The sequence below is a fragment of the Pseudomonas sp. F-14 TE3482 genome (assembly GCF_053629455.1).
Window position 1 is genome coordinate 3187204 of the sequence record NZ_JBRJII010000001.1, and the last position, 20783, is coordinate 3207986.

The following is a 20783-nucleotide window of genomic DNA, read 5'->3' on the forward strand; positions in this document are numbered from 1 at the left end:
ATTGTCCTCGTTCCTATTCAACAGACGATCTGCTGCCGCACAAGGTCGGTCAGGTCACCCAGGCTTTATCCCCGCTGGTCCGGGGTTCATCCAGAGGACACTGGAAATGACACAGGCAATTGCATCGCCCATCGTTCACGACCTGATCGGCGTCGGTTTCGGCCCTTCGAACCTGGCTCTGGCCATCGCCTTGCAAGAGCGCGGGCCGAGCCAGGGCGAGCTGGATGTGCTGTTTCTCGACAAGCAGGCGGACTACCGCTGGCACGGCAACACCCTGGTCACCCAGAGCGAACTGCAGATTTCCTTCCTCAAGGACCTGGTGACGCTGCGTAACCCGACCAGCCCGTATTCTTTCGTCAATTACCTCAAGCATCACGGTCGGCTGGTGGACTTCATCAACCTCGGCACCTTCTATCCGTGCCGCATGGAGTACAACGACTACCTGCGCTGGGTCGCCGGGCAATTTACCGGGCAGAGCCGCTACGGCGAGGAAGTGCTGGCCATAGAACCGGTGCTGCACCACCAGCAGGTCGAAGCACTGCGAGTGATCTCGCGTGATACACAAGGTCAGCAGCATGTGCGCACCACCCGTTCGGTAGTGGTCAGCGCCGGCGGTACACCGCGCATTCCCGAAGCGTTCAAGGCACTCAAGGATGACGGCCGGGTGTTCCATCATTCCCAGTACCTGGAGCGCATGGCCAGGCAGCCGTGCGTGAACAACCAACCGATGAACATTGCGATCATCGGCGGCGGTCAGAGTGCGGCGGAAGCCTTCATCGACCTGAACGACAGCTTCCCGTCGGTGCAGGTGGACATGATCCTGCGTGGCTCGGCCCTGAAACCGGCCGATGACAGCCCCTTCGTCAACGAAGTGTTCTCGCCGGAGTTCACCGACCTGGTGTTCCAGCAGGCCAGCAGCGAACGCGAGCGCCTGGTCAACGAGTACCACAACACCAACTATTCGGTGGTGGACATCGACCTGATCGAACGCATCTACGGCATCTTCTACCGGCAGAAAGTCTCGGGCATCGCGCGCCATGCGTTCCGTACCCTGACCACCGTCGAAAAAGCCACCGGTACCGAGCGCGGTATCGAGCTGGCGACGCGCAACAACGCCACTGGAGAAGTCACGGTTCGCTGCTACGACGCCGTGGTGCTGGCCACCGGTTACGAGCGCCAGATGCACCGCAAATTGCTGGCGCCGCTGGAACAGTACCTGGGTGATTTCGAGGTCGATCGTCACTACAAACTGATCACCGACGAGCGTTGCAAGGCCGGCATCTACATGCAGGGCTTCTGCCAGGCCAGCCACGGCTTGAGCGACACCTTGCTGTCGATCCTGCCGATCCGCGCCGATGAAATTGCCGGCTCGCTGTATGACCATGGCAAGTCGCGTGGGCATGGGCGGTCGGTGATGGATGTGTTGTTGGCGACTGCCAGCTAAATCTTCTGCACCTGCCAGGCCGCTATCGCGGGCAAGCCCGCTCCCACAGTTTGATCTTCAGTCACCAAATCTATGTTCACTGAAGATCCCTGTGGGAGCGGGCTTGCCCGCGATAGCGCCCTCAAAAGCACCACAGATCCAGAATCCTGAACCCTCCTGAAGAATCCCGCGCTGCAACAGCGCGGCGAAACCCGACCCGTTCCGAGGGCCATGTACTGAAGGGATAAATGGCGCAGTTTTTAGGAAACGTCCTACAGAACGCTTCCTCGGTCTTGCGTAGCCTTGCCGCCTCACTCATCAGTCATTGATTGACCTGGAGGCACGCGATGATCAACAAAACCTTGCGTATCCTGATCGCCGACGAACAGCATTTTCACCGGATGAAAACCGAGCGGCTGTTCAATCAGCTCGGTTATTACCGGGTGGCCCCGGTACAAAGCCTTGTGGAGATGCTGACCCTGATCGAGTACGCCAGCGAGCCATTTGATCTGGTGGTCATCAATGCCTCGCTGGCGGATGGGGCATTGAACCTGCTCGGGTTCTTCCTCGATAACGGCCAGGTTCACCACGCCTTGATCTACGATGGCCGGCCGGCACAGTTGTCGCCGATCCCGGCCGCCGGTGTTAAACACAAGGTTCAACAAAAGGTTCAGGTGAGCCACGGGGCGCGGCCGGATCTGGTGTCCATTCAACGGCTGATGGCACTCATCGATCCGCCTGCGGGTGAAGCTTCACAGTCCCCCGTGCCTGCGCGATATCAGCATCATATTGCTTGATTCTGGGTTGCCGCTCGTCGGAACTATCATTTTTGACAGGTACCTTCTTCCTGTCCGTCATGCAAAAGTCTTAGCGCAGCCGTTGCGTCCGGTCCGTCATCATCCGGAGTGCAGTCGTGGCGCAATCATCGGGTATTTGGACAGGATTTCTCCATGAAGAAAGTGCTGCTTGTGGACGATCATCCGGTGGTACGCGCCGCAGTCAGACTTGTACTTGAGCTGGAAGGGTTCAAACGGATTTCTGAGGCGTCCAGCGGTAGCGAGGCGATATCGCTACTCCACGAACATTCATTCAATCTGGTAGTACTCGATCTGGTTATGCCCGGCGGCGATGGATTGGAGCTGCTGGAACGGATCAGGGCCAGTGACTGGTCATGTCTGGTACTGGTTTTCACCTCTCTGGACCCACTGTTTTTTCAAGAGCGTTGCATGCGCGCCGGGGCCATGGCGTATGTCGCCAAGACCAACGACCTGAGCCAATTGCACAAAGCCGTGCATGCGGTCATGACCGGTTATACCTATTTTGCGCGGCTGCCTTCGGGATCGCAGGACGCCCGGCAACGCAGCGAAAAACAGATGATCGACAAGCTCTCCAACCGCGAACTGACCATCCTGCAATACCTGGCCCGGGGTAAGAGTAACAAGGCCATCGCCGAGCTTATGCACCTGAGTCACAAGACCGTCAGCACCTACAAGACCCGCTTGATCGAAAAGCTCGGCGTGAACGCGGCGGTGCACCTGCGGGACTTCGCCAAGCGCAATCATCTGATCTGAATGAAACCGACCGTGCACATCGTCCTGTTGGCCTTGATGTTGAGCCTTGTGCCGCAGGTTTCAGCAGCACTGGCCGACCAGCCGCAGCGGTTGCATCTGCTGGGGCGCTCCACAGTGGAGGGCTTTGAGGTCAAGCTGGATGAAAAGGACTGGCAATGGCTACGCGATAAACGAGCCCTTCGCCTGGGTGTAACGGGGGCGGATTACCCGCCGTTCGAAGTGACGCGCCACCGCGATGAACTGGAGGGCATCACGGCCGATTACGCCGAGCTGCTGGGGAAACTGCTGCATGTCAAAATCGACGTGCTGCGTTATGCCACTCGTGAGGCAGCCATGGACGCCCTCAAACGCCATGAGCTGGATCTGCTCGGAACCTCGAACAACTTCGAAGCGGCCGACCCCGCGCTGACCCGGTCCCGAGCCTATGCCGAAGATCAGCCCATACTGGTCACCCGACTGGACAAGCGAATGCCCGTCGACCTTGCCGGCAAACGCATCGCCATGGTCGAAGACTACCTGCCAGCCCGCACGGTCGAGAGCTTCTATCCTGATGCGATCTTGCACCTCTACGCCTCGGCACTCGACGCACTCGGGTCAGTGGCCTTCGGACAGACCGACGTGTTTCTGGGCGACTTCATCAGCGCCAATTACCTGATCAACAATAACTACCTCAACAATGTTCATCTGGCGGGGCCTTCCGGTCTGGATGCCAATCCGTTCGGCTTCGCTTTGGCGAAGGACAATCCGCGTCTCAAAAGCATCATCGACAAGGCGCTGGCGGCGATTCCGATGGAACAACGCGTGGTCATCGAAGTGCGCTGGAGTGCCGGCAGGGCTGATTCGGCGGGTCAGGATCAGGTGCGTTTGAGCCCCAGTGAACAACGCTGGCTGGACCGGCATCCGTCGGTCACTGTCGGTGCGATCGACAACTTTGCCCCGCTGACGTTCTACGATGCCCAAGGCCGGTTCAACGGGTTGACGGCGCAGTTGCTGACGCTGATCAGCCAGCGCAGCGGTTTGACCTTTGAGGTGCAACGCGGCCACTCACTGGACCGGCAGATTGAGCAACTCCAGGACGGCGAAATCGACCTGTTGCCTGTGGTCACTCCCAGTACCGAGCGTGAAGACGCATTGCTGTTTACCCGCGCCTACCTCAGCAATCCATTTGTGCTGGTCAGTGCAACGACGACGGGCAGCCCAAGGACGCTGGACGATCTGGCCGGTAAACGCCTGGCGATTTATCGTGGTCATCCGTTGTTCGGGTTTCTGCAGGCCCGGGCGCCGCAGGTGCGTCTGGTCGAAGTGCAAAGCCCGGCCGAGGGCATGGAACGGGTGATCAAGGGGCAGGCTGATGCGACGCTCAGTTCATTGATCGTCGCCCGTTACCTGATCGCTCGGCACTACCCGGATCGTCTGCGCGTCAGCAGCACCGTCGGCGACCAACCCGCCCGTATCGCCTTGGCCACGCACCGCGGCGCGCTGGAGTTGCATTCGATTCTGAACAAGGCGTTGTTGAGCATTTCGCCTCAGGAAATGGACGATCTGGTGGCCCGCTGGAGCAATGATGTGGTGCTGGATGACAGCTATTGGCTACGCCATCGTCAAGGCATTCTTCAGGCGTTTGCCGTGGCTGGCGCCCTGTTGTTGCTCGCCCTGGGCTGGATCGCCTGGCAGCGCCGGCAAATTCGTCAGCGCCAGCACTGGTTACGGCAATTGCAGGAGGCCAAGAACGAGGCGGACGATGCCAACCGCGCCAAAACCACTTTTCTGGCCACCATGAGTCATGAGATCCGCACACCGATGAACGCCCTGATCGGCATGCTCGAACTGGCCCTCAAACGTGCGGACGAGGGCGTCACCGATCGCTTTGCCATTGAGGTGGCGTCCGGTGCCGCACAACAATTATTGGCGCTGATCGGTGACATTCTGGACATCGCCCGTATTGAGTCCGGACATTTATCCCTGACACCTGAACGCGCCAATCTTCGGGAGCTGGTGGAGTCGGTGTGCCGGGTTTTCGAAGGCCTTGCACGGCAGAATGAGCTGGCGTGGCGAATCGATCTGGACGAACACAGCGATTGCGACGTGTTGATCGACCCCACCCGTTTCAAGCAGGTGCTGTCCAATCTGCTGAGCAACGCCATCAAGTTCACCCCTGAGGGCGAGGTGAGCCTGACGCTGCGGGTCACGCCCGTGACGCCGGAGCATCTGACGGTCAGTGTGCGCATTGAAGACACCGGCATTGGCATTGGCGACGTTGACCTGCACCGGTTGTTCAGCCCGTTCGCCCAAGCCAGCAATAACCAGCAGTCAGCTCGCGGTGGCTCCGGGTTGGGCCTGGTAATCAGCCGCACCCTGTGCGAAATGATGGGCGGCCAGTTGCAACTCGACAGCGTCCTTGGGCAAGGCACACAGGTCGACATCACCCTTGAGCTGATCGCACTGCAACCGTTGCCTTCCATTGCGGCAGTGGATAGCGGAGTGCAGGTGCCGACGCGGCCACTGACGATTCTGGTGGTCGACGATCACCCGGCTAATCGTTTGTTGCTTTCATGGCAACTGAGCCACCTGGGGCATCATGTACTGGAGGCTGAAGAGGGCGCCCGGGGGCTGGAGCTGTGGCGCGACTGTGAGTTCGATCTGGTGGTTACCGACTGCAATATGCCCAGGCTCAGTGGTTACGAGCTGGCGGGTGCAATCCGCGATGAAGAGCGCGCCCAGGGATTACCGCCGACGCTGATTCTGGGCTTTACCGCCAATGCGCAGCGCGAGGAAAAAGTCCGCTGCCTGGAGGCGGGTATGGACGACTGTCTGTTCAAACCCATCCTGCTGGCGGATTTGAGCGCATGGCTGGCGTCCAGGTTTGCAAACGAAGCACCCGAGACGCTCGAAGAGCAACCCGCGTCCGAGATGGACCTGAGCGGCTTGGAGCAATATGTCGGTGCCGATCGCACGCTGCTTGATCATCTGGTGCGCGAACTGGCGGTGACTAACCGCAGTGATCGGAACAATCTGCTGCAGGCGCATGCCAGTGGTAATCGCCATGACCTGCAAAACCTGGCGCACCGCATCAAGGGCAGTGCGCGCATGGTCCGGGCGGTGCGTTTGATCGAGCATTGCGAGCAACTGGAGCGTGTCATCGATGAAGGGAACACGGTGCTGCTCGATGAAGCCGTCGATCGGTTGCAGCACGCTATGTCATCGCTGGACAAGTATTTGAGCGCAGATTCGAGCCAGGTCTGAAGCTTTTAAGCAATATCGCTATGGCTGAATTCCTCGCCCAGAAAGTCGATCAAGGTCCGCACCGACGGCAGCAATCCGCGTCGTGAGGGGAAGATCGCATGCACGATCCCGCACTTGGGTGTCCATCCCGGCACCAGTTCCACCAGTCGGCCGGCGGCAATCTCATCGCGCACCACCACACTGGGCAGGTGGGCGATGCCGATGCCGGCGAGCACCGCATGACGCAAGGCCAGCAAGTCGTCGGTGACCATCCGCGGGGTATGACGAATCAGCGCGCTGGCGCCATCGGCACCGAACAATTCCCACTGATATTCCCGCTGCGCGCCACCCCAATGCACGCTCGGCAGACCGCTGAGATCAGCCGGCGTGGCCGGTGACGACAAGCGCTGCACAAATACCGGACTCCCCACCAGGCATTGGGTGCTGTTGCCCAGCACCTTCATCACCATGTCGGTGTTTTCCAACGGCGGAAAGCGCACGCGTAGCGCGATGTCGAACCCTTCGTGGATCAGATCGACCCGGCGGTTGGTGCTTTCGATGAACAACTCCACCAGCGGGTATTTGAGCATGTAGCGGGTCAGCATCGGCCCGACCCAGGAATTCAGCAGCGCTGTCGGGCAACTGATGCGCACCAGGCCCTGGGGTTCGGAGCGATTGCGTTCGATCAGTTCGGCGGCGCTTTCGGCTTCGACCCGCATGGCCAGGCAACGCTGGTAATACGCCTGGCCGATTTCGGTCAACGAGCAATGCCGACTGCTGCGGTGCAGCAAGCGCACACCGAGGCGTTCTTCGAGTTCGGCAATACGTCGGCTGAGCTTGGATTTGGGCATGTCCAGCGCGCGCCCGGCCGGGGCGAAACCGCGGTGCTCCACCACTTGGGTGAAGTAGTACAGGGTGTTGAGGTCTTCCACCATCGTTCTCCAAATAGAACGCTAAGGCTGATTTTTGCAGTCTAGCGCACCAAAGGCGCCGGTTTTAAGCTTTGTCCATCGCGTCACACGACAGATTTGGAGGAAAAGATGAAAAACATCATCGGTATCTACACCAGCCCACGACCTCATTGGGTCGGCGACGGTTTTCCGGTTCGCACGTTGTTTTCCTACGACAACCTGGGCAAACACATCAGCCCGTTTCTGCTGCTGGATCACGCCGGCCCCGCCGAATTCACCCCGACCACCGAGCGTCGTGGCGTTGGTCAGCATCCGCACCGCGGTTTCGAAACCGTGACTATCGTCTACAAGGGCGAACTGGAACACCGCGATTCCACCGGCAGCGGCGGCAAGATCGGCCCCGGCGACGTGCAGTGGATGACAGCTGCCTCGGGGATTCTCCATGAAGAGTTTCATTCCGAAGCTTTCGCCAAGAGCGGCGGCACCCTGGAAATGGTGCAGCTGTGGGTCAACTTGCCGGCCAGGGACAAGATGGCCGAGCCCGGTTACCAGACAATTCTCGACGGTGACATCCCGAGGATCCCACTGAAGAACAACGCTGGCAGCCTGCGCTTGATCGCCGGTGAGTTCGAAGGTCATCGCGGCCCGGCGCGCAGTTTCACGCCGATCGACGTATGGGACGTTCGCTTGAACGCCGGCAAGTTGCTGACCCTGGATCTGCACGAAGGGCGCAACACCGCACTGGTAGTGCTGCGCGGCACGGTTCAGGTCAACGGTGTGGAATTGGTGCGAGAAGGGCAGTTGGCGTTGTTCGAACGCAATGGCAATCAGCTCAGTCTGGAAGCTAATAACGACGCCGTGGTGTTGCTGCTAAGCGGCGAGCCAATTGACGAGCCCATTGTTGGCCACGGCCCGTTCGTGATGAACACCGAGCAAGAAATTCACCAGGCCTTTGCCGACTTCCAGTCGGGACGCTTTGGCCGGATGAGTGATTGAAATAATTGTTGTAGCGCTGTGGTGTGCCGGACTTGCCCGGCCACGTTTAAACGAAAAATCAGAGTTCACTTCCGCCGGCCCGTTCGGCATCGATAAAAAGCGAGGATTACCCCCATGACTACTTCCTACAAACGTCTCGACAAGGATAACGCCGCCGTTCTGCTGGTCGATCATCAGGCAGGTTTGCTTTCTTTGGTGCGCGACATCGATCCGGACCGTTTCAAGAACAACGTGCTAGCCCTGGCCGACCTGGCCAAGTACTTCAAGCTGCCAACGATTCTGACCACCAGTTTCGAAACCGGCCCCAACGGCCCGCTGGTGCCGGAACTCAAGGCTCTGTTCCCGGACGCGCCGTACATCGCTCGCCCAGGCCAGATCAATGCCTGGGACAACGAAGACTTCGTCAAGGCGATCAAGGCCACTGGCAAGAAACAACTGATCATCGCCGGTGTGGTGACCGAAGTCTGCGTGGCGTTCCCGGCGCTGTCGGCACTGGCCGAAGGTTTTGAGGTGTTTGTGGTGACCGATGCTTCCGGCACGTTCAACGAACTGACCCGTCAATCGGCGTGGGATCGCATGTCTTCGTCCGGTGCCCAACTGATGACCTGGTTCGGCCTGGCCTGTGAACTGCATCGCGACTGGCGCAACGACGTGGAAGGTCTGGCGACTTTGTTCTCCAACCACATTCCGGACTACCGCAATCTGATGACCAGCTACAACACCCTCACCAACAGCAAGTAAACCCTGACAGCACATACACACATAACCTGTGGGAGCGGGCTTGCCCGCGATAGCGATCGATCAGTCAACATCACAGTGACTGAATAATTGCCATCGCGGGCAAGCCCGCTCCCACAGTGTTTTGTGTTGTTCTGGAGACATCAATTGCTCCTACACTGTGCCCAATCTGTGAGATCTTCGCGCCATTGGCCCTTGCTGGAGTTGCTTGATGCTGTCACTGCTTACCGATCACCCGTTGCTCAGCGCGCTGATCTTGATCCTGATCGATCTGGGATTGTGGCGTTTGATCACGGCCAGCGGCAGCAACTGGAAACTGGTGGTGCGGCTGGTGATTTTCGCGCTGTTCAGCATGCTGCTGTTCAACGAAGGCTTGAACCCCATGGAGCCGGCGCCCTGGGTCGACAACGTGCCGTTGCACCTGGCGGCAACCGGTTTGCAAATTGGCTGGTGGCTGTTCGCCGCGCGCACACTGACGGTGTTGCTGGGCGCGGTGATGATGCAACGGGTCGGGCACACCGGGCGTTTGTTGCAGGACTTGCTCGGCGCAGTGATTTTCCTGATCGCGGTCATCGCCGCCCTGGCGTACGTGCTCGAGTTGCCGGTCAAGGGCGTGCTGGCAACGTCCGGTGCGTTGGCGATCATCGTCGGCCTGGCCTTGCAAAGTACCCTCAGCGACGTGTTTTCCGGGATCGTCCTCAACACCACCAAACCCTATCAACTGGATGACTGGATCTCCATCGACGGCACCGAAGGCCGGGTCACCGACATTGACTGGCGCGCCACGCGCCTGCAAACCGCCCAAGGCAGCATGGCGGTGATTCCCAACTCCCTGGCGGCCAAGGCCAAGATCGTCAACTTCAGTCGCCCCAGCGATATTTTCGGTGTCTCGATCAGCTTGCAAGTGAGCCCCCACGCTCGTCCGCAAACGGTGATTGATGCACTGGAGCGGGCCGTGCAAGGGTGCCGCTTCCTGTTGGCCAAACCGGCACCGTGCGTGGCGTTGAAAAGCTCCGGCAGCACCGGCGTGGAGTATGAAATCAGCGGTTTCGTGGTGTCCATGGATCAGAAGCGCATGGTACGTAATCAGCTGTTCGATCTGGCGTTCCGGCACTTGCAGGCGTCCGGTGTCAGCCTGTTGTCGAGCGTTGAACCCAACGCGCCTGCTGCGCTGTCACGGCAGCGGGCGTTGCTGGATAGCTCGAACATCTTCTCGACCCTGCGTCAGGAAGAGAAAGAAACCTTCAGCCAGAACATGAAGCTGCAAACCTTCCGCGCCGGGGAAATGATCCTGCCGGCGGGGGAGGTGAGCGATCACCTGTTCATCATCGAGTCCGGCGTGGTGTCGGTCGCCCTGAGCCGCGGTGGCAAAAAGTTCGAGGCCGGGCGCATGGGACCGGGTGAGGTGATTGGCGAGGCCGGGATTCTGTCCGATGAATCGGCGCTCGCCGACTTTTCGGCCAAGACATTTTGCACGCTCTACCGCATCGAGAAGGAATACCTCAAGCCATGCCTGGATGCGCGGCATGACATCAGCGAAGCGATGAAGGCGTTGTTCGATTACCGGATGCATACGGCTCAGACGCTGATTCAGGAAACACCCAAGGTGGTGGAGAAAAAGGGGTTTTTGCAGTGGTTGCGCAAGCGTAGCGGCTGATGTGTTGATGCCGAACCGTCACTGAAAATCTTCTGGTCTATTGGCATCCTCAACTTCCCAATAATTGGCTATTTGTACAACCTCAGGTCGGCATTAACGTAGCGCCAACCTCACCTGTTATTGGAGCTCACCATGCAACCTCGTATCGATTTCTACACCGCTTCCCCAGACGGCCTGAAAGCCATGATGGCCCTGGAAGCCGCCGTCTCGAAGCTGCCGCTGGAAAAGTCGCTGATCGAACTGGTCAAGCTGCGCGCATCACAGATCAACGGCTGTGCCTTCTGCATCGACATGCACACCGCCGATGCCATCAAGGGTGGGGAAACGCCACGCCGGCTGTTTGCCGTGACGGCCTGGCGCGAGGCACCGTTCTTCACCGATCGTGAACGTGCCGCACTGGCCTGGACCGAATCCTTGACCCAACTGAGCCTGACCCACGCCCCGGACGAAGACTATGCACTGCTCAGCGCCGAGTTCAGCCCCAAGGAAATGGTCGACCTGACCGTGGCGATTTCCACCATTAACAGCTGGAATCGGCTGGCCGTGGGTTTTCGCAAAATGCCTCAGACGTAACGCCCTGGCTCTAATTTCAGTCAGTTAAGACGCAAAAACTGTGGGAGCGGGTGCGGCGATCCGACTTGCTCGCGAAAGCGGCATGTCAGGCGAAATCAATATTGATTGTGCTGCCGTCTTCGCGAGCAAGCCCGCTCCCACCAGGATTACGCGTTATTGAGTCGCTGTTAATCAGCGAATCCCCCTACAGCTATTTCCACCTTTCCCGACTTCTTTCCTGATCGATCCCCCGCAAAGTCCCCGCGCCTAATTTTCTGCGCGAGGGATTGCTCATGTTCGACTCCTTTTCTCCAGCAACTCCGTACTTTGCGGTGCATTGATGGAGCACGTTACCCGCATCGAGCAGGAACTCGACAGCTTCTCGCACACCCTCTCGCTCTATCGCGAACAGCTCAATCACTGGCTCAGCCAGACCGCCGACCAGGCCAGCCACGTGTCGGATCTGCCGTCACTGATGGGCATGGAACGGATCATCCGATTCGGAAGTTCCAGCACCGCTGTCAGCAGTGGTGACGACGACTTTATCTCCACCGTCGTCCAGTGCCCGAAAGGCGGGATTCTGGAAATCGAGAGCAAGTTCGAATCGGTTTACGACATTCCGTTGGGGAATATTCAGGTCGATGTGATCGCTATGGATGGGGAGAAGTCGACGCCGGTCACGCTCGATGAAAACGGCAAAGGGCAGTTCGAAGGCTTACCCGGCAAGTTCTACCGCGTTCATGTCCAGGGTGAAGTTGCACCCTCGAAAATCGATGAGCTTTTTGATTCCTACAAAGGCCTGACCACCGAGCTGGAGGGCTGGCTACGCAAGGAGTGGGAAGGGTTCAAACCACAATGGTCGCAGTCGACTTTTGCGGCCGCCGCTAACGGCATGCTGGCGGGCAGTTGGGCGGCGGTCATCGGTGTTTGGGACAGCCTCAGCCTGCTCTCGGACATTCTTCAGGATCCCCGCAAGTTCGCTGAACGGCTGGGCAGCGGCGCCGATGAATTGGCCAGGCTTGCGGAGACGGCGCCGGAGGTCATGGCCAAAGTCCAGCTACTGGCGAGTGACGAAGCGGCGCTCTGTTTACTGCTGCGTACCGCGAGTCTCTGGCTGGAAATGCTCCCACCCAGCGAGATCGCCGGCAACTCGGCGGAGGTGACCAGCCAAGTCATCGTTTCGGTGCTGATCGATATTCTGATTGCTTCAGCGCTGGCTTTCACGCGAGTCGGTATAACCGCCGCCAAGGCCTATCTCACACTTCGTGGGATTAAGTACGGGGCGTTGTTGGCTGGCCTTGCGATGCGTTTCGTCGAGGCCACTTTCAATATCCTCAACACCTTTATGAAGTACGTCGACCAGTACAAAGCAGTCGCCGCACGCGGTGTGGCAGCGGGTCTGAAAAAAGGTCGGATGCAACTGCGCTGGGATGCCAAACGCAACACCACGCTCAAGCAAAACGAACACCACGACGACGCGTCGAAACAGGCAACAAACCCCAATGGCGACAGCGCCACTTGCGTGCCGTCCACCTGCAAGAACGGTTGCCCGGTGTCGATGGTCACCGGCGAAGAGCTGCTGACCCTCACCGACGGTTCGCTGGACGGCATCCTGCCGTTCAACTTCACCCGGTTCTATCGAACCAGCGCCGCCGAGATCGACTGCGGGCTGGGTTTTGGCTGGAGTCATTCGCTGGCCCATCGGTTGGAAATCGACGGCGATCAGGTCATCTGGATCGACCACGAAAACCGCCGTACCCCGTTTCCATTACCGAACCATGAACGCCCGGCGATCCACAACAGCCTCTCGCGCGCGGCGATTTATCTCGGCGCTGAACCCGAAGAACTGATCCTCGCCCAGACTGGCGACGACGCGCGTTTCTACCACTTCCACAACGGTCGGCTGACGGCGATCAGCGACGCCTACGACAACCGCCTGCGCATCACCGCGCGACCGCCAGCAGCGCATCCAGCGCCTCGACAACGGTGCCGGCCGCGCTTTGCGGTTGCGCTATGACCGCGCTCATCTGATCGCCGTCGACTACCAGCGTTTCGTTCCGGCGCAGACCCTCGCCGAGGCCTGGTACACCGAACAAACGCTGGCCAGTTACCGCTACGACGAATGCGCGCAACTGATCGAAGCGAGCAACGCCGTCGGGGAAAGCGAGCGTTACGACTACGATGATCAGCACGTCATCCTGCAGCGGCAACTGGCCGGTGGGGCGAGTTTCTTCTGGGCGTGGGAAGGGTCCGGCAAAGCGGCACGCTGCATCCGGCACTGGGCGTCGTTTTCGCAGATGGATACGCGCTACGTCTGGGGTGACCAGGGCAGCGTCACCGTCCAGAACATCGATGGCAGCAAAGAGGTTTACGTCCACGACGACCGTGCACGGCTGGTGCGCAAGGTCGAGCTGGACGGTGGCGAGCACCTCAAGGCCTATGACGATCAGGGCCGCTTGGTGGCCGAGCAGGATCCGCTCGGCGCCTTCACTGAATACCGTTACGACGAAGTCGGACGGTTGGTGGCGCTGATTCCGCCGGAAGACGAGCCAACGGCCTACGAGTATCGCAACGGTTTCCTGCATGCGCGCTATCGCGGCCAAGCCGTGTGGAAATACCAGCGCAACGCCCAGGGCGACATCACGGAAGCGACCGATCCTGACGGTCAGGTCACCCACTATCACTACGACGAAAAAGGTCAGCTGCTGTCGATCCGCTACCCGGACACCAGTCGGCATGTGTTTGTCTGGAATGCCTTGGGCCAACTGGTCGAGGAAACGTTGCCGGACGGCGGTCAGCGGCGCTTTTCCTACGATGCGTTGGGTCGGCAGACGACCCGTCAGGGCGAACACGGTGCCGTCACCCAGTACCAATGGGACGCCGTCGGCCGACTGATCCAGACGACTTTGCCTACCGGTGCCACTCGCGCCTTCAGCTACAACGCCTACGGCAAGATCACCGCCGAACGCGATGAACTGGGCCGCGTCACCCGCTACGAATACGCCGACGACCTGCACCTGGTCAGCCGCCGGATCAACCCCGATGGCACCCAGCTCCAGTACCGCTACGACAACGCGCAGCTGTTGCTGACGGAAATCGAAAACGAATCTGGCGAACACTATCGCCTGGACTACACCCCCGGCGGCCTGATCCGACAGGAAACCGGCTTCGACGGCCGTCGCACCGCGTACGTCTACGACCTCAACGGTCATCTGCTTGAGAAAACCGAGTTCGGCGACGACGGCTCGCAGCTGATCACCGGCTATCAGCGGGACTCAGTTGGGCGTTTGCTGACCAAGACCCTGCCTGACGGTATCAAGGTCGAATACTGCTACGACTCGCTGGGTCGACTGACCAGCGTCGACGACGGCCACGACCATCCGCTGGAATTCGAGTACGACCAGCAGGACCGCCTGATCACCGAGCATCAGGGCTGGGGCACCTTGCGGTATGGCTACGACGCCTGTGGCCAGCTCAACCGCCTGCGCTTGCCGGACGGCAGCAAACTCGATTACCACCACGCCAAGGGCGGCGCGCTGACGTCCATCGACCTCAACGGTGCGCGGCTAACCAGTCACCAATTTACCTTCGGCCGCGAACAAAACCGCCAGCAAGGCTTGCTGCTCAGCGAATACGCCTACGACGACCAGGGCCGTTTGAAGGCCCACGCCGTCAGCCAACAGCAAAAAAACCTCTACCGCCGCGACTATGCCTACAGCGCCAACGGCAATCTCGACCAGATCGCCGACAGCCGACACGGCCAACGCAATTACCAGTACGACCCCCTCAACCGCCTGACCCGCGTCCGCCACACCCGCGACGACCTACCGGAAAGCTTCGCCCACGACCCGGCCGGCAACCTGCTGATGCAGGACCGTCCCGGCGGCGCGAAAGTGCGGGGTTATCGCCTGCAGATGCAAGGCGACCGCCACTACGACTACGACGTCTTCGGCAACCTGATCAGCGAACGCCGTGGCACCGCACAAAAACTCGTCACCGAATACCGCTACGACTGCCAGCACCGACTGGTCGGCGTCACCACGCCGGACGGTCGCACCGCCAGCTACCGCTACGACGCCTTCGGCCGCCGCATCAAGAAAACCGTCGACGGCCATACCACCGAGTTTTTCTGGCAGGGTGACAACCTCGTCGCTGAAAGCAGCCGCGAGCACTACCGCAGCTACCTCTACGAACCGGGCAGCTTTCGCCCGTTAGCCATGCTCGACGGCAAAGGCCCGAAAAAGGCCTGCCCGTTCTACTACCAACTCGATCACCTCGGCACACCGCAGGAACTGACGGATTACGGTGGCGAGATTGTCTGGTCGGCGAAGTACAACGCCTACGGCAAAGTCACGCGTCTGGCGCTGGGCGGGGGCGAGCAGCTCGAGCAGCCGCTGCGCTTTCAGGGCCAGTACTTCGATACCGAGAGCGGCCTGCATTACAACCGGCATCGCTACTATGATCCGGACGTTGGGCGATACCTGACCCCGGACCCGATCAAGTTGGCGGGTGGGCTGAACCAGTATCAATACACGCCGAATCCGACGGGGTGGGTTGATCCGTTGGGGTTGAGTACTTGCCCCGGCGGCGATGGTTGTGAAAAGCCGTCGGTGGAAGAGCAGGATCCGTCGGATACGGCGGTAGCTGACGGGGAGCCTCAATTGCCGGAGGTGTCTCGTGATACGCCTCAGATGGGATATCACGAAGAAACTTATGCGAATAAGCCAGTTAAACCCCAGGATGCCACCAATAGGTGGGAAGAGTTTTTAGGTGAGGGTCCCTATACAAACAATCATCCAAGGACGAATCTTCCTGATTCTGACAGATTGGTTTCAGCGGACGGTAAGAGAAGCATTCGATACGGGGCACATGAAATGGGTGGCAAGCCGAGTAAGCATCATTACCACGAGGAGAAGTGGATACTCCAGTTAAGGGAGAATGTTATGAACGTTGAAAATACCGTTGTCCGCGTCCCATTACTGAAGAAATAAGTATGAAAATAACCATAGATCTCGTGATTCTTGTTGCCAAAGAAGTTTTAGTTGGGTTTTCAACCAGTGTCGGGGCCGCAATCGCAGTTTGGCGTGCTGCCCCACCGGAAGTTGGTGAACAGTATGATGTCGAATTAGAAATCGATGATGAGTTTGTTTGGGGGGAGAATGCTTGCTCTTCGCTCAATAACGCTCACTCTATTGGAGTGATGGATGGCATCGTAACTATGACGGGGACTTTGATTTCAAATGATATGGAGGGCGGCGCAGTTGTTGATGTGGGTGGGTCAATAATATTTATTGAGTTGATTGGATGTGCGGAAGCTGATTCGGTGTTCGTGGATTTAAAGGTTAAGAATATAAATGTATTTCCGACAGGTATCTGAAGAGATTCAGCAGTTTTCAATTGTTGTCGAAAAAAAATAGTTGGGAGGATGAACAGCTACAAATAAATCCGTCCACTTTTTGCTTTCTTTTTGCTTTCTTTTTGCTTTATGTCCAATCTAGAGTGAAAAATTCTTATTGATCTTGGAACTGGGCGGCCGTATATCCCTGCACTCTCTTATTTTTTGGGGTGTTTTGATATTTATGATCGTGAAGAGACTCTGGGTGGGGAATTGGAGGGGTTCGATCCTAATGATCCTACGGGCAGGGAGGAGCTAATTCTCAAATATTGCCTACCCAGAAAGCGATCATATCGGCAAAGATTTTTACTCTACAAATGTCTGGAGGAAGCTCTTCAGGACAGAAATTATGATTTCCAATCATTGCTGAAGTATGACTCTGAGGTGTATTCATCATTTCCTGATAGGTGGGATAAGATGAAAAATACCAGGGCATTTTTTGAAGACGTTTTTCGCTTGGCAACTGTTGTGTGGGAAGACGACCTTCGAAGAGCCAGCCTTGAAGATCAATCCACTTGGACGACTATCGGTTAGTTACGTTGATGGTCGTACATGCTGCGAAATTTATGGACAAGGTCGTCGGAAGTTTCCTTCAACTCGTATCGGTTTCCATGAACTGGTGCGAAATGTTTTCCATCGATAGTCTCTGGTGGTCACTGAAGATTCAGTGGCAGGGTGTAGGAACCCTTCAATACCGTTAGAGCTACATTGACGTCGATGCTTGGTTTGCGGCCGTTAACGTGCGTCCGTAATATCTGTTGCGGCGGCTATGCGCGGGCACGCTTCGGCGTGGTCGAGTTTTGCTCTAAGGGTCTCGATATTCCTACCCCGTGCATAGCTGCCACCCTAGCCTGTAGGAAGGCCTAAGGCAGCTCCATTTCTTCCTTGGAGCATCTCAAATGGAAAATCTTCACCCCGATCCACCCTACGAAAAACCAATTCCCCACCCCAAAAGCCGCTTCATGGCGCTCACCAGCAATTGCACCGACATGCCCACTCTGTTCGTCGATACCCACGCGCCGTTGGATATCCTGACCGACGCCGCCAGCTATCGAATTCGTGCCGTAACGCAGGTGCTCGAAAACATGTCCATGCGCGGCTCAGTCGAATGCGATTCGATGATTCTCAGTGACTTTGCCTTGCTCTGCGCCATTCCGTTACGGGATGGGTGCGATGTGCTGGATGTGATTGGGCGACGGTTGAGGGCGCAGTCAGCAGCGGATTAGTTTCAGAGATTTCGGGTGTCTGAGCCGGCGTATTCGCGGGCAAGCCTCGCTCCTACAGATTTTGTGTCGGGTGTAATTATTGCGAACGACGCAAGACCCTGTAGGAGAGCCAGGCTTGCCGCTTCGCGACCCAACGGGGGCAAGCCTTAATGAGCATCAGCACTCGGCGCGGCCGGTGGTTGCACCTTGCGCATCAAGGGCACCATCGCCGTGGCGAGGATGAAGCAGACCATGATCATCAGGAACGCGTCGCCGTAGGTTTGCGTCTGCGCTTCGCGGTAGGTCAGCAGCCACAACTGACGCAGGCTGGCGGTGACGCCGGCGTCACCGCTTTGGCCGAGGGCCGCGAAGTTATTGCCGACTTGGGACAGCCACTGATTCAGCGCTTCGTTGGTGCTGTTGAGGTTCTCCGCCAACCTTGTGAAGTGCAGGTTGGTGCGGTCATTGAGGATCGTGGCGCACGCGGCGATACCCATCGCGCCGCCGAGGTTGCGCATCAGGTTGAACAACCCCGAAGCATGTTTGAGCCGCGCGGGCGCCAGTCCGCCGAGGGTCAGAGTCACCGCGGGCGGCACTGCCAGTTGTTGAGCGATCCCGCGCAAGGCTTGCGGCAGCATCAACTCTTTAGCTCCCCAGTCGTGAGTGATCGGGCTGAAATCCCACATCGACAGGGCGAACAGCCCAAGGCCAATCATCATGATCCAGCGCAAGTCGATGCGGTTGGCCAGAAAGGCGTACAGCGGAATCGCCAGGATCTGGAACACCCCGGTGGAAAAAACCGCCAGGCCAATGTCCAGCGCGCCGTAACCGCGCACCCGGCCGAGAAACAGCGGCGTCAGGTAAATCGTCGCGAACAGGCCGATCCCCGTGACGAACGAAAAGAAACAGCCGAGGGCGAAGTTGCGGTCTTTCAAGGCACGCAGATCGACGATCGGATTGGCCACGTGCAAGGTCCGACCGATGAAAGCCAATCCCGCCAGACCGCTGATCCAGGCGGTGGTCAGAATCGTGCTGTCGCTGAACCAGTTGAAGCGTGGGCCTTCTTCGAGGGTGTATTGCAGGCAACCGAGAAACACCGCCATGAACAGCATGCTCAGGTAGTCGGCGCCCTTGAGCAGCGACAATTCCGGCTGGTCGATTTTCACCAGCATCGGCACCGCCACCGCAACGAAAATCCCTGGCACCAGGTTGATGTAGAACAGCCAGTGCCAGGACGAAATGTCGGTGATCCAGCCACCGATCACCGGCCCCAGCGTCGGTGCCAGCGAGGCCACGGCGCCGATGGTCGCGGCGGCGATCACCCGTTGTTTACCGGTGAAGAAAAAGAACGCGGTGGTGAACACCAGCGGGATCATCGAACCACCGAGAAACCCTTGCAGGGCGCGGAAGGCGATCATGCTCTGGATGTTCCAGGCCGCGCCGCAGAGCAGGCTGGCCAAGGTGAAACCCACCGCCGAGGCGCAGAACAACCAACGGGTCGAGAACACTCGGGACAGCCAGCCCGACAGTGGAATCACGATGATTTCGGCGATCAGGTAACTGGTCTGCACCCACGCGGTTTCGTCGGCGCCGGCCGAAAGCCCGCCGCCGATGTCACGCAGCGACGCCGAGACAATCTGGATATCCAGCAGCGCAATGAACATGCCGATGCACATCGTGGCGAAGGCGAACACCTTGGTCGCCGTCGCCATGTTGGCGGCGTTGAACGGCTGCGCGGGGGCGGCGAGGGCGCGATTCATGGCGCGCTGGCCACGGTCGGGGTTTCAGGCTCGGCGCGGGTGTCCACTTCGGCCGTCACCGACAGACCGGGACGCAGATGACCGAGCACGCCGTCGGCCGGGTCGAGCAGGATTCGCACCGGCACCCGCTGGACGATTTTGGTGAAGTTGCCGGTGGCGTTTTCCGGTGGCAGCACGCTGAACTGCGAACCACTGGCCGGCGCGAGGCTGTCCAGATGACCGTGGAATTCACGCCCCTTGAGCACGTCCGCATGAACGATCACACGCTGGCCCGGCGTCATCCGCGACAGCTGATCTTCCTTGAAATTGGCATCGACCCACAGCCCGCTGGCCGGCACCACCGACAACAGTTGCGAACCGGCCTGAGCGTAAGCGCCGACCCGTGCCCGACGATTGCCGATCACGCCGTCGACGGGGGCTTTCAACTCGGTGTAACCGACGTTCAACTGCGCCAGATCACGCTCGGCCCGCGCCTGGATCAACGCGGCGCGCGCTTGCTGCTTCTGGGTTTCAATCACGTTCAATTGGCGTTGCGCGGCCAGCAATTCGGCCTGAGCCCGGGCACTCTGCGCCTGTGCAGTCTTGAAGGTGGCGTCGGCCCGTTGCGCGCTTTCCACCGAGACGGCATTACTGTTCACCAGGCGTTTGTAGCGGGCGTTATCGTCCCGCGAGCGGGCCGTTTCGGCGCCGGTGGCATCGATGCCGGCGCGGGCCTGGCCGATCACCGCGTGTTGCAGTTGTTCGGTGGCGTCGAGGTTGGCGAGTAACGCTTCTTCGGCAGCCACCGCACCCTCGGCCTTCGCCAGGTTGGCGCGATAGTCGCGGGCGTCGAGCCGAATCAGCACATCGCCGGCCTTGACCTTCTGGTTGTCGGTGACCAGCACCTGATCGATATACCCCGCGACCTTCGGCCCGATTACCGTGACGTCGCCACCGATGTAGGCATCGTCGGTTTCTTCGATGAAACGGCCGGCGGTCCACCAATGGGTTGCGTACAGCCCGATAACCACCAGGGCGGCGATGGCCGCGGTTAACAAGGCCAGCCGTTTGAGCAGGGGAGGCTTGGGTGGGTTCACCGCAGTAGCAAGATCGGGTTCAAGGCTGGGCATGCTGGTCATGGACAAATACCTGTGAGAAGCGGTGCTTTATTACGGATGTAATATGACGTAAGTAATATTTAGTGACAATGGGTTTCTGCGACCGGTCGTCAGTTGGCGTTGGCGGAAGGGTTTCGGGCTCAACAGTCCACACAATGGACTTGAGCAACCGCGATTACAGGACTTGATCTGTCAGAGAAACCGCAAACCGAGGGCAACAAAGCCGACGCTGAGGATCGAGGGAATCCATTGCTTC

At 58.9% G+C, this 20783-nt stretch carries 13 protein-coding genes and 1 pseudogene; 11 read left to right on the forward strand and 3 right to left on the reverse strand.

Annotated elements, in window-relative coordinates:
* Positions 1-106 precede the first annotated feature (106 nt).
* From AB7M26_RS14290 to AB7M26_RS14305, 4 genes are all read left to right on the forward strand, one after another.
* Entirely contained in the window at positions 107-1444 is a 1338-nt protein-coding gene (locus AB7M26_RS14290; protein ID WP_123497935.1) for a lysine N(6)-hydroxylase/L-ornithine N(5)-oxygenase family protein, read from the forward strand.
* A gap of 326 nt (positions 1445-1770) precedes the next feature.
* The gene (locus tag AB7M26_RS14295; protein ID WP_123497933.1) at positions 1771-2220 is read left to right on the forward strand and encodes a response regulator; all 450 of its coding nucleotides are present in this window, start codon (positions 1771-1773) and stop codon (positions 2218-2220) included.
* A gap of 153 nt (positions 2221-2373) precedes the next feature.
* Complete coding sequence (locus tag AB7M26_RS14300) at positions 2374-2994, forward strand: response regulator transcription factor (protein WP_123497931.1); 621 nt, start codon at positions 2374-2376, stop codon at positions 2992-2994.
* A complete protein-coding gene (locus AB7M26_RS14305) occupies positions 2995-6237 on the forward strand; it encodes a transporter substrate-binding domain-containing protein (protein WP_123497929.1) in 3243 nt (1080 codons plus the stop codon). It abuts the gene before it with no gap.
* 5 nt (positions 6238-6242) lie between these two features.
* On the opposite strand, the gene AB7M26_RS14310 is transcribed toward AB7M26_RS14305, so the two are convergent.
* Positions 6243-7151 (reverse strand): LysR substrate-binding domain-containing protein, encoded by a 909-nt coding sequence (locus AB7M26_RS14310; protein WP_123497927.1) that lies wholly within the window; start codon positions 7149-7151, stop codon positions 6243-6245.
* A 105-nt stretch (positions 7152-7256) separates the two neighbouring features.
* Here AB7M26_RS14310 and AB7M26_RS14315 point away from each other — a divergent pair, with 105 nt between their 5' ends.
* The 7 genes and pseudogenes from AB7M26_RS14315 to AB7M26_RS14345 all read left to right on the forward strand — a co-directional run bounded on the left by AB7M26_RS14315 (position 7257) and on the right by AB7M26_RS14345 (position 17691).
* The gene (locus AB7M26_RS14315; protein ID WP_123497925.1) at positions 7257-8123 is read left to right on the forward strand and encodes a pirin family protein; all 867 of its coding nucleotides are present in this window, start codon (positions 7257-7259) and stop codon (positions 8121-8123) included.
* Positions 8124-8237: 114 nt separating this feature from the next.
* The gene (gene ycaC, locus AB7M26_RS14320; RefSeq protein ID WP_008011497.1) at positions 8238-8864 is read left to right on the forward strand and encodes an isochorismate family cysteine hydrolase YcaC; all 627 of its coding nucleotides are present in this window, start codon (positions 8238-8240) and stop codon (positions 8862-8864) included.
* Between the two features lie 208 nt (positions 8865-9072).
* Positions 9073-10518: a mechanosensitive ion channel family protein gene (locus AB7M26_RS14325; protein ID WP_123497923.1), complete on the forward strand. Its 1446-nt coding sequence runs from the start codon at positions 9073-9075 to the stop codon at positions 10516-10518.
* A 132-nt stretch (positions 10519-10650) separates the two neighbouring features.
* Entirely contained in the window at positions 10651-11091 is a 441-nt protein-coding gene (locus AB7M26_RS14330) for a carboxymuconolactone decarboxylase family protein (protein WP_123497921.1), read from the forward strand.
* Between the two features lie 319 nt (positions 11092-11410).
* Positions 11411-15743 (forward strand): annotated as a pseudogene (locus AB7M26_RS14335) (RHS repeat-associated core domain-containing protein); the annotation flags it as partial.
* 320 nt (positions 15744-16063) lie between these two features.
* The gene (locus AB7M26_RS14340; RefSeq protein ID WP_123497917.1) at positions 16064-16447 is read left to right on the forward strand and encodes a hypothetical protein; all 384 of its coding nucleotides are present in this window, start codon (positions 16064-16066) and stop codon (positions 16445-16447) included.
* A 917-nt stretch (positions 16448-17364) separates the two neighbouring features.
* Positions 17365-17691 (forward strand): hypothetical protein, encoded by a 327-nt coding sequence (locus AB7M26_RS14345; RefSeq protein WP_123497913.1) that lies wholly within the window; start codon positions 17365-17367, stop codon positions 17689-17691.
* Positions 17692-17837: 146 nt separating this feature from the next.
* Here the strand turns inward: AB7M26_RS14345 and AB7M26_RS14350 are convergent, their stop codons facing one another.
* Together AB7M26_RS14350 and AB7M26_RS14355 are read right to left on the reverse strand one after the other, a co-directional pair.
* Entirely contained in the window at positions 17838-19430 is a 1593-nt protein-coding gene (locus tag AB7M26_RS14350; RefSeq protein WP_123497911.1) for a DHA2 family efflux MFS transporter permease subunit, read from the reverse strand.
* A complete protein-coding gene (locus tag AB7M26_RS14355; RefSeq protein ID WP_123497908.1) occupies positions 19427-20548 on the reverse strand; it encodes an HlyD family secretion protein in 1122 nt (373 codons plus the stop codon). The genes AB7M26_RS14350 and AB7M26_RS14355 overlap by 4 nt, the downstream gene beginning before the upstream one ends.
* Positions 20549-20783: the final 235 nt, after the last annotated feature.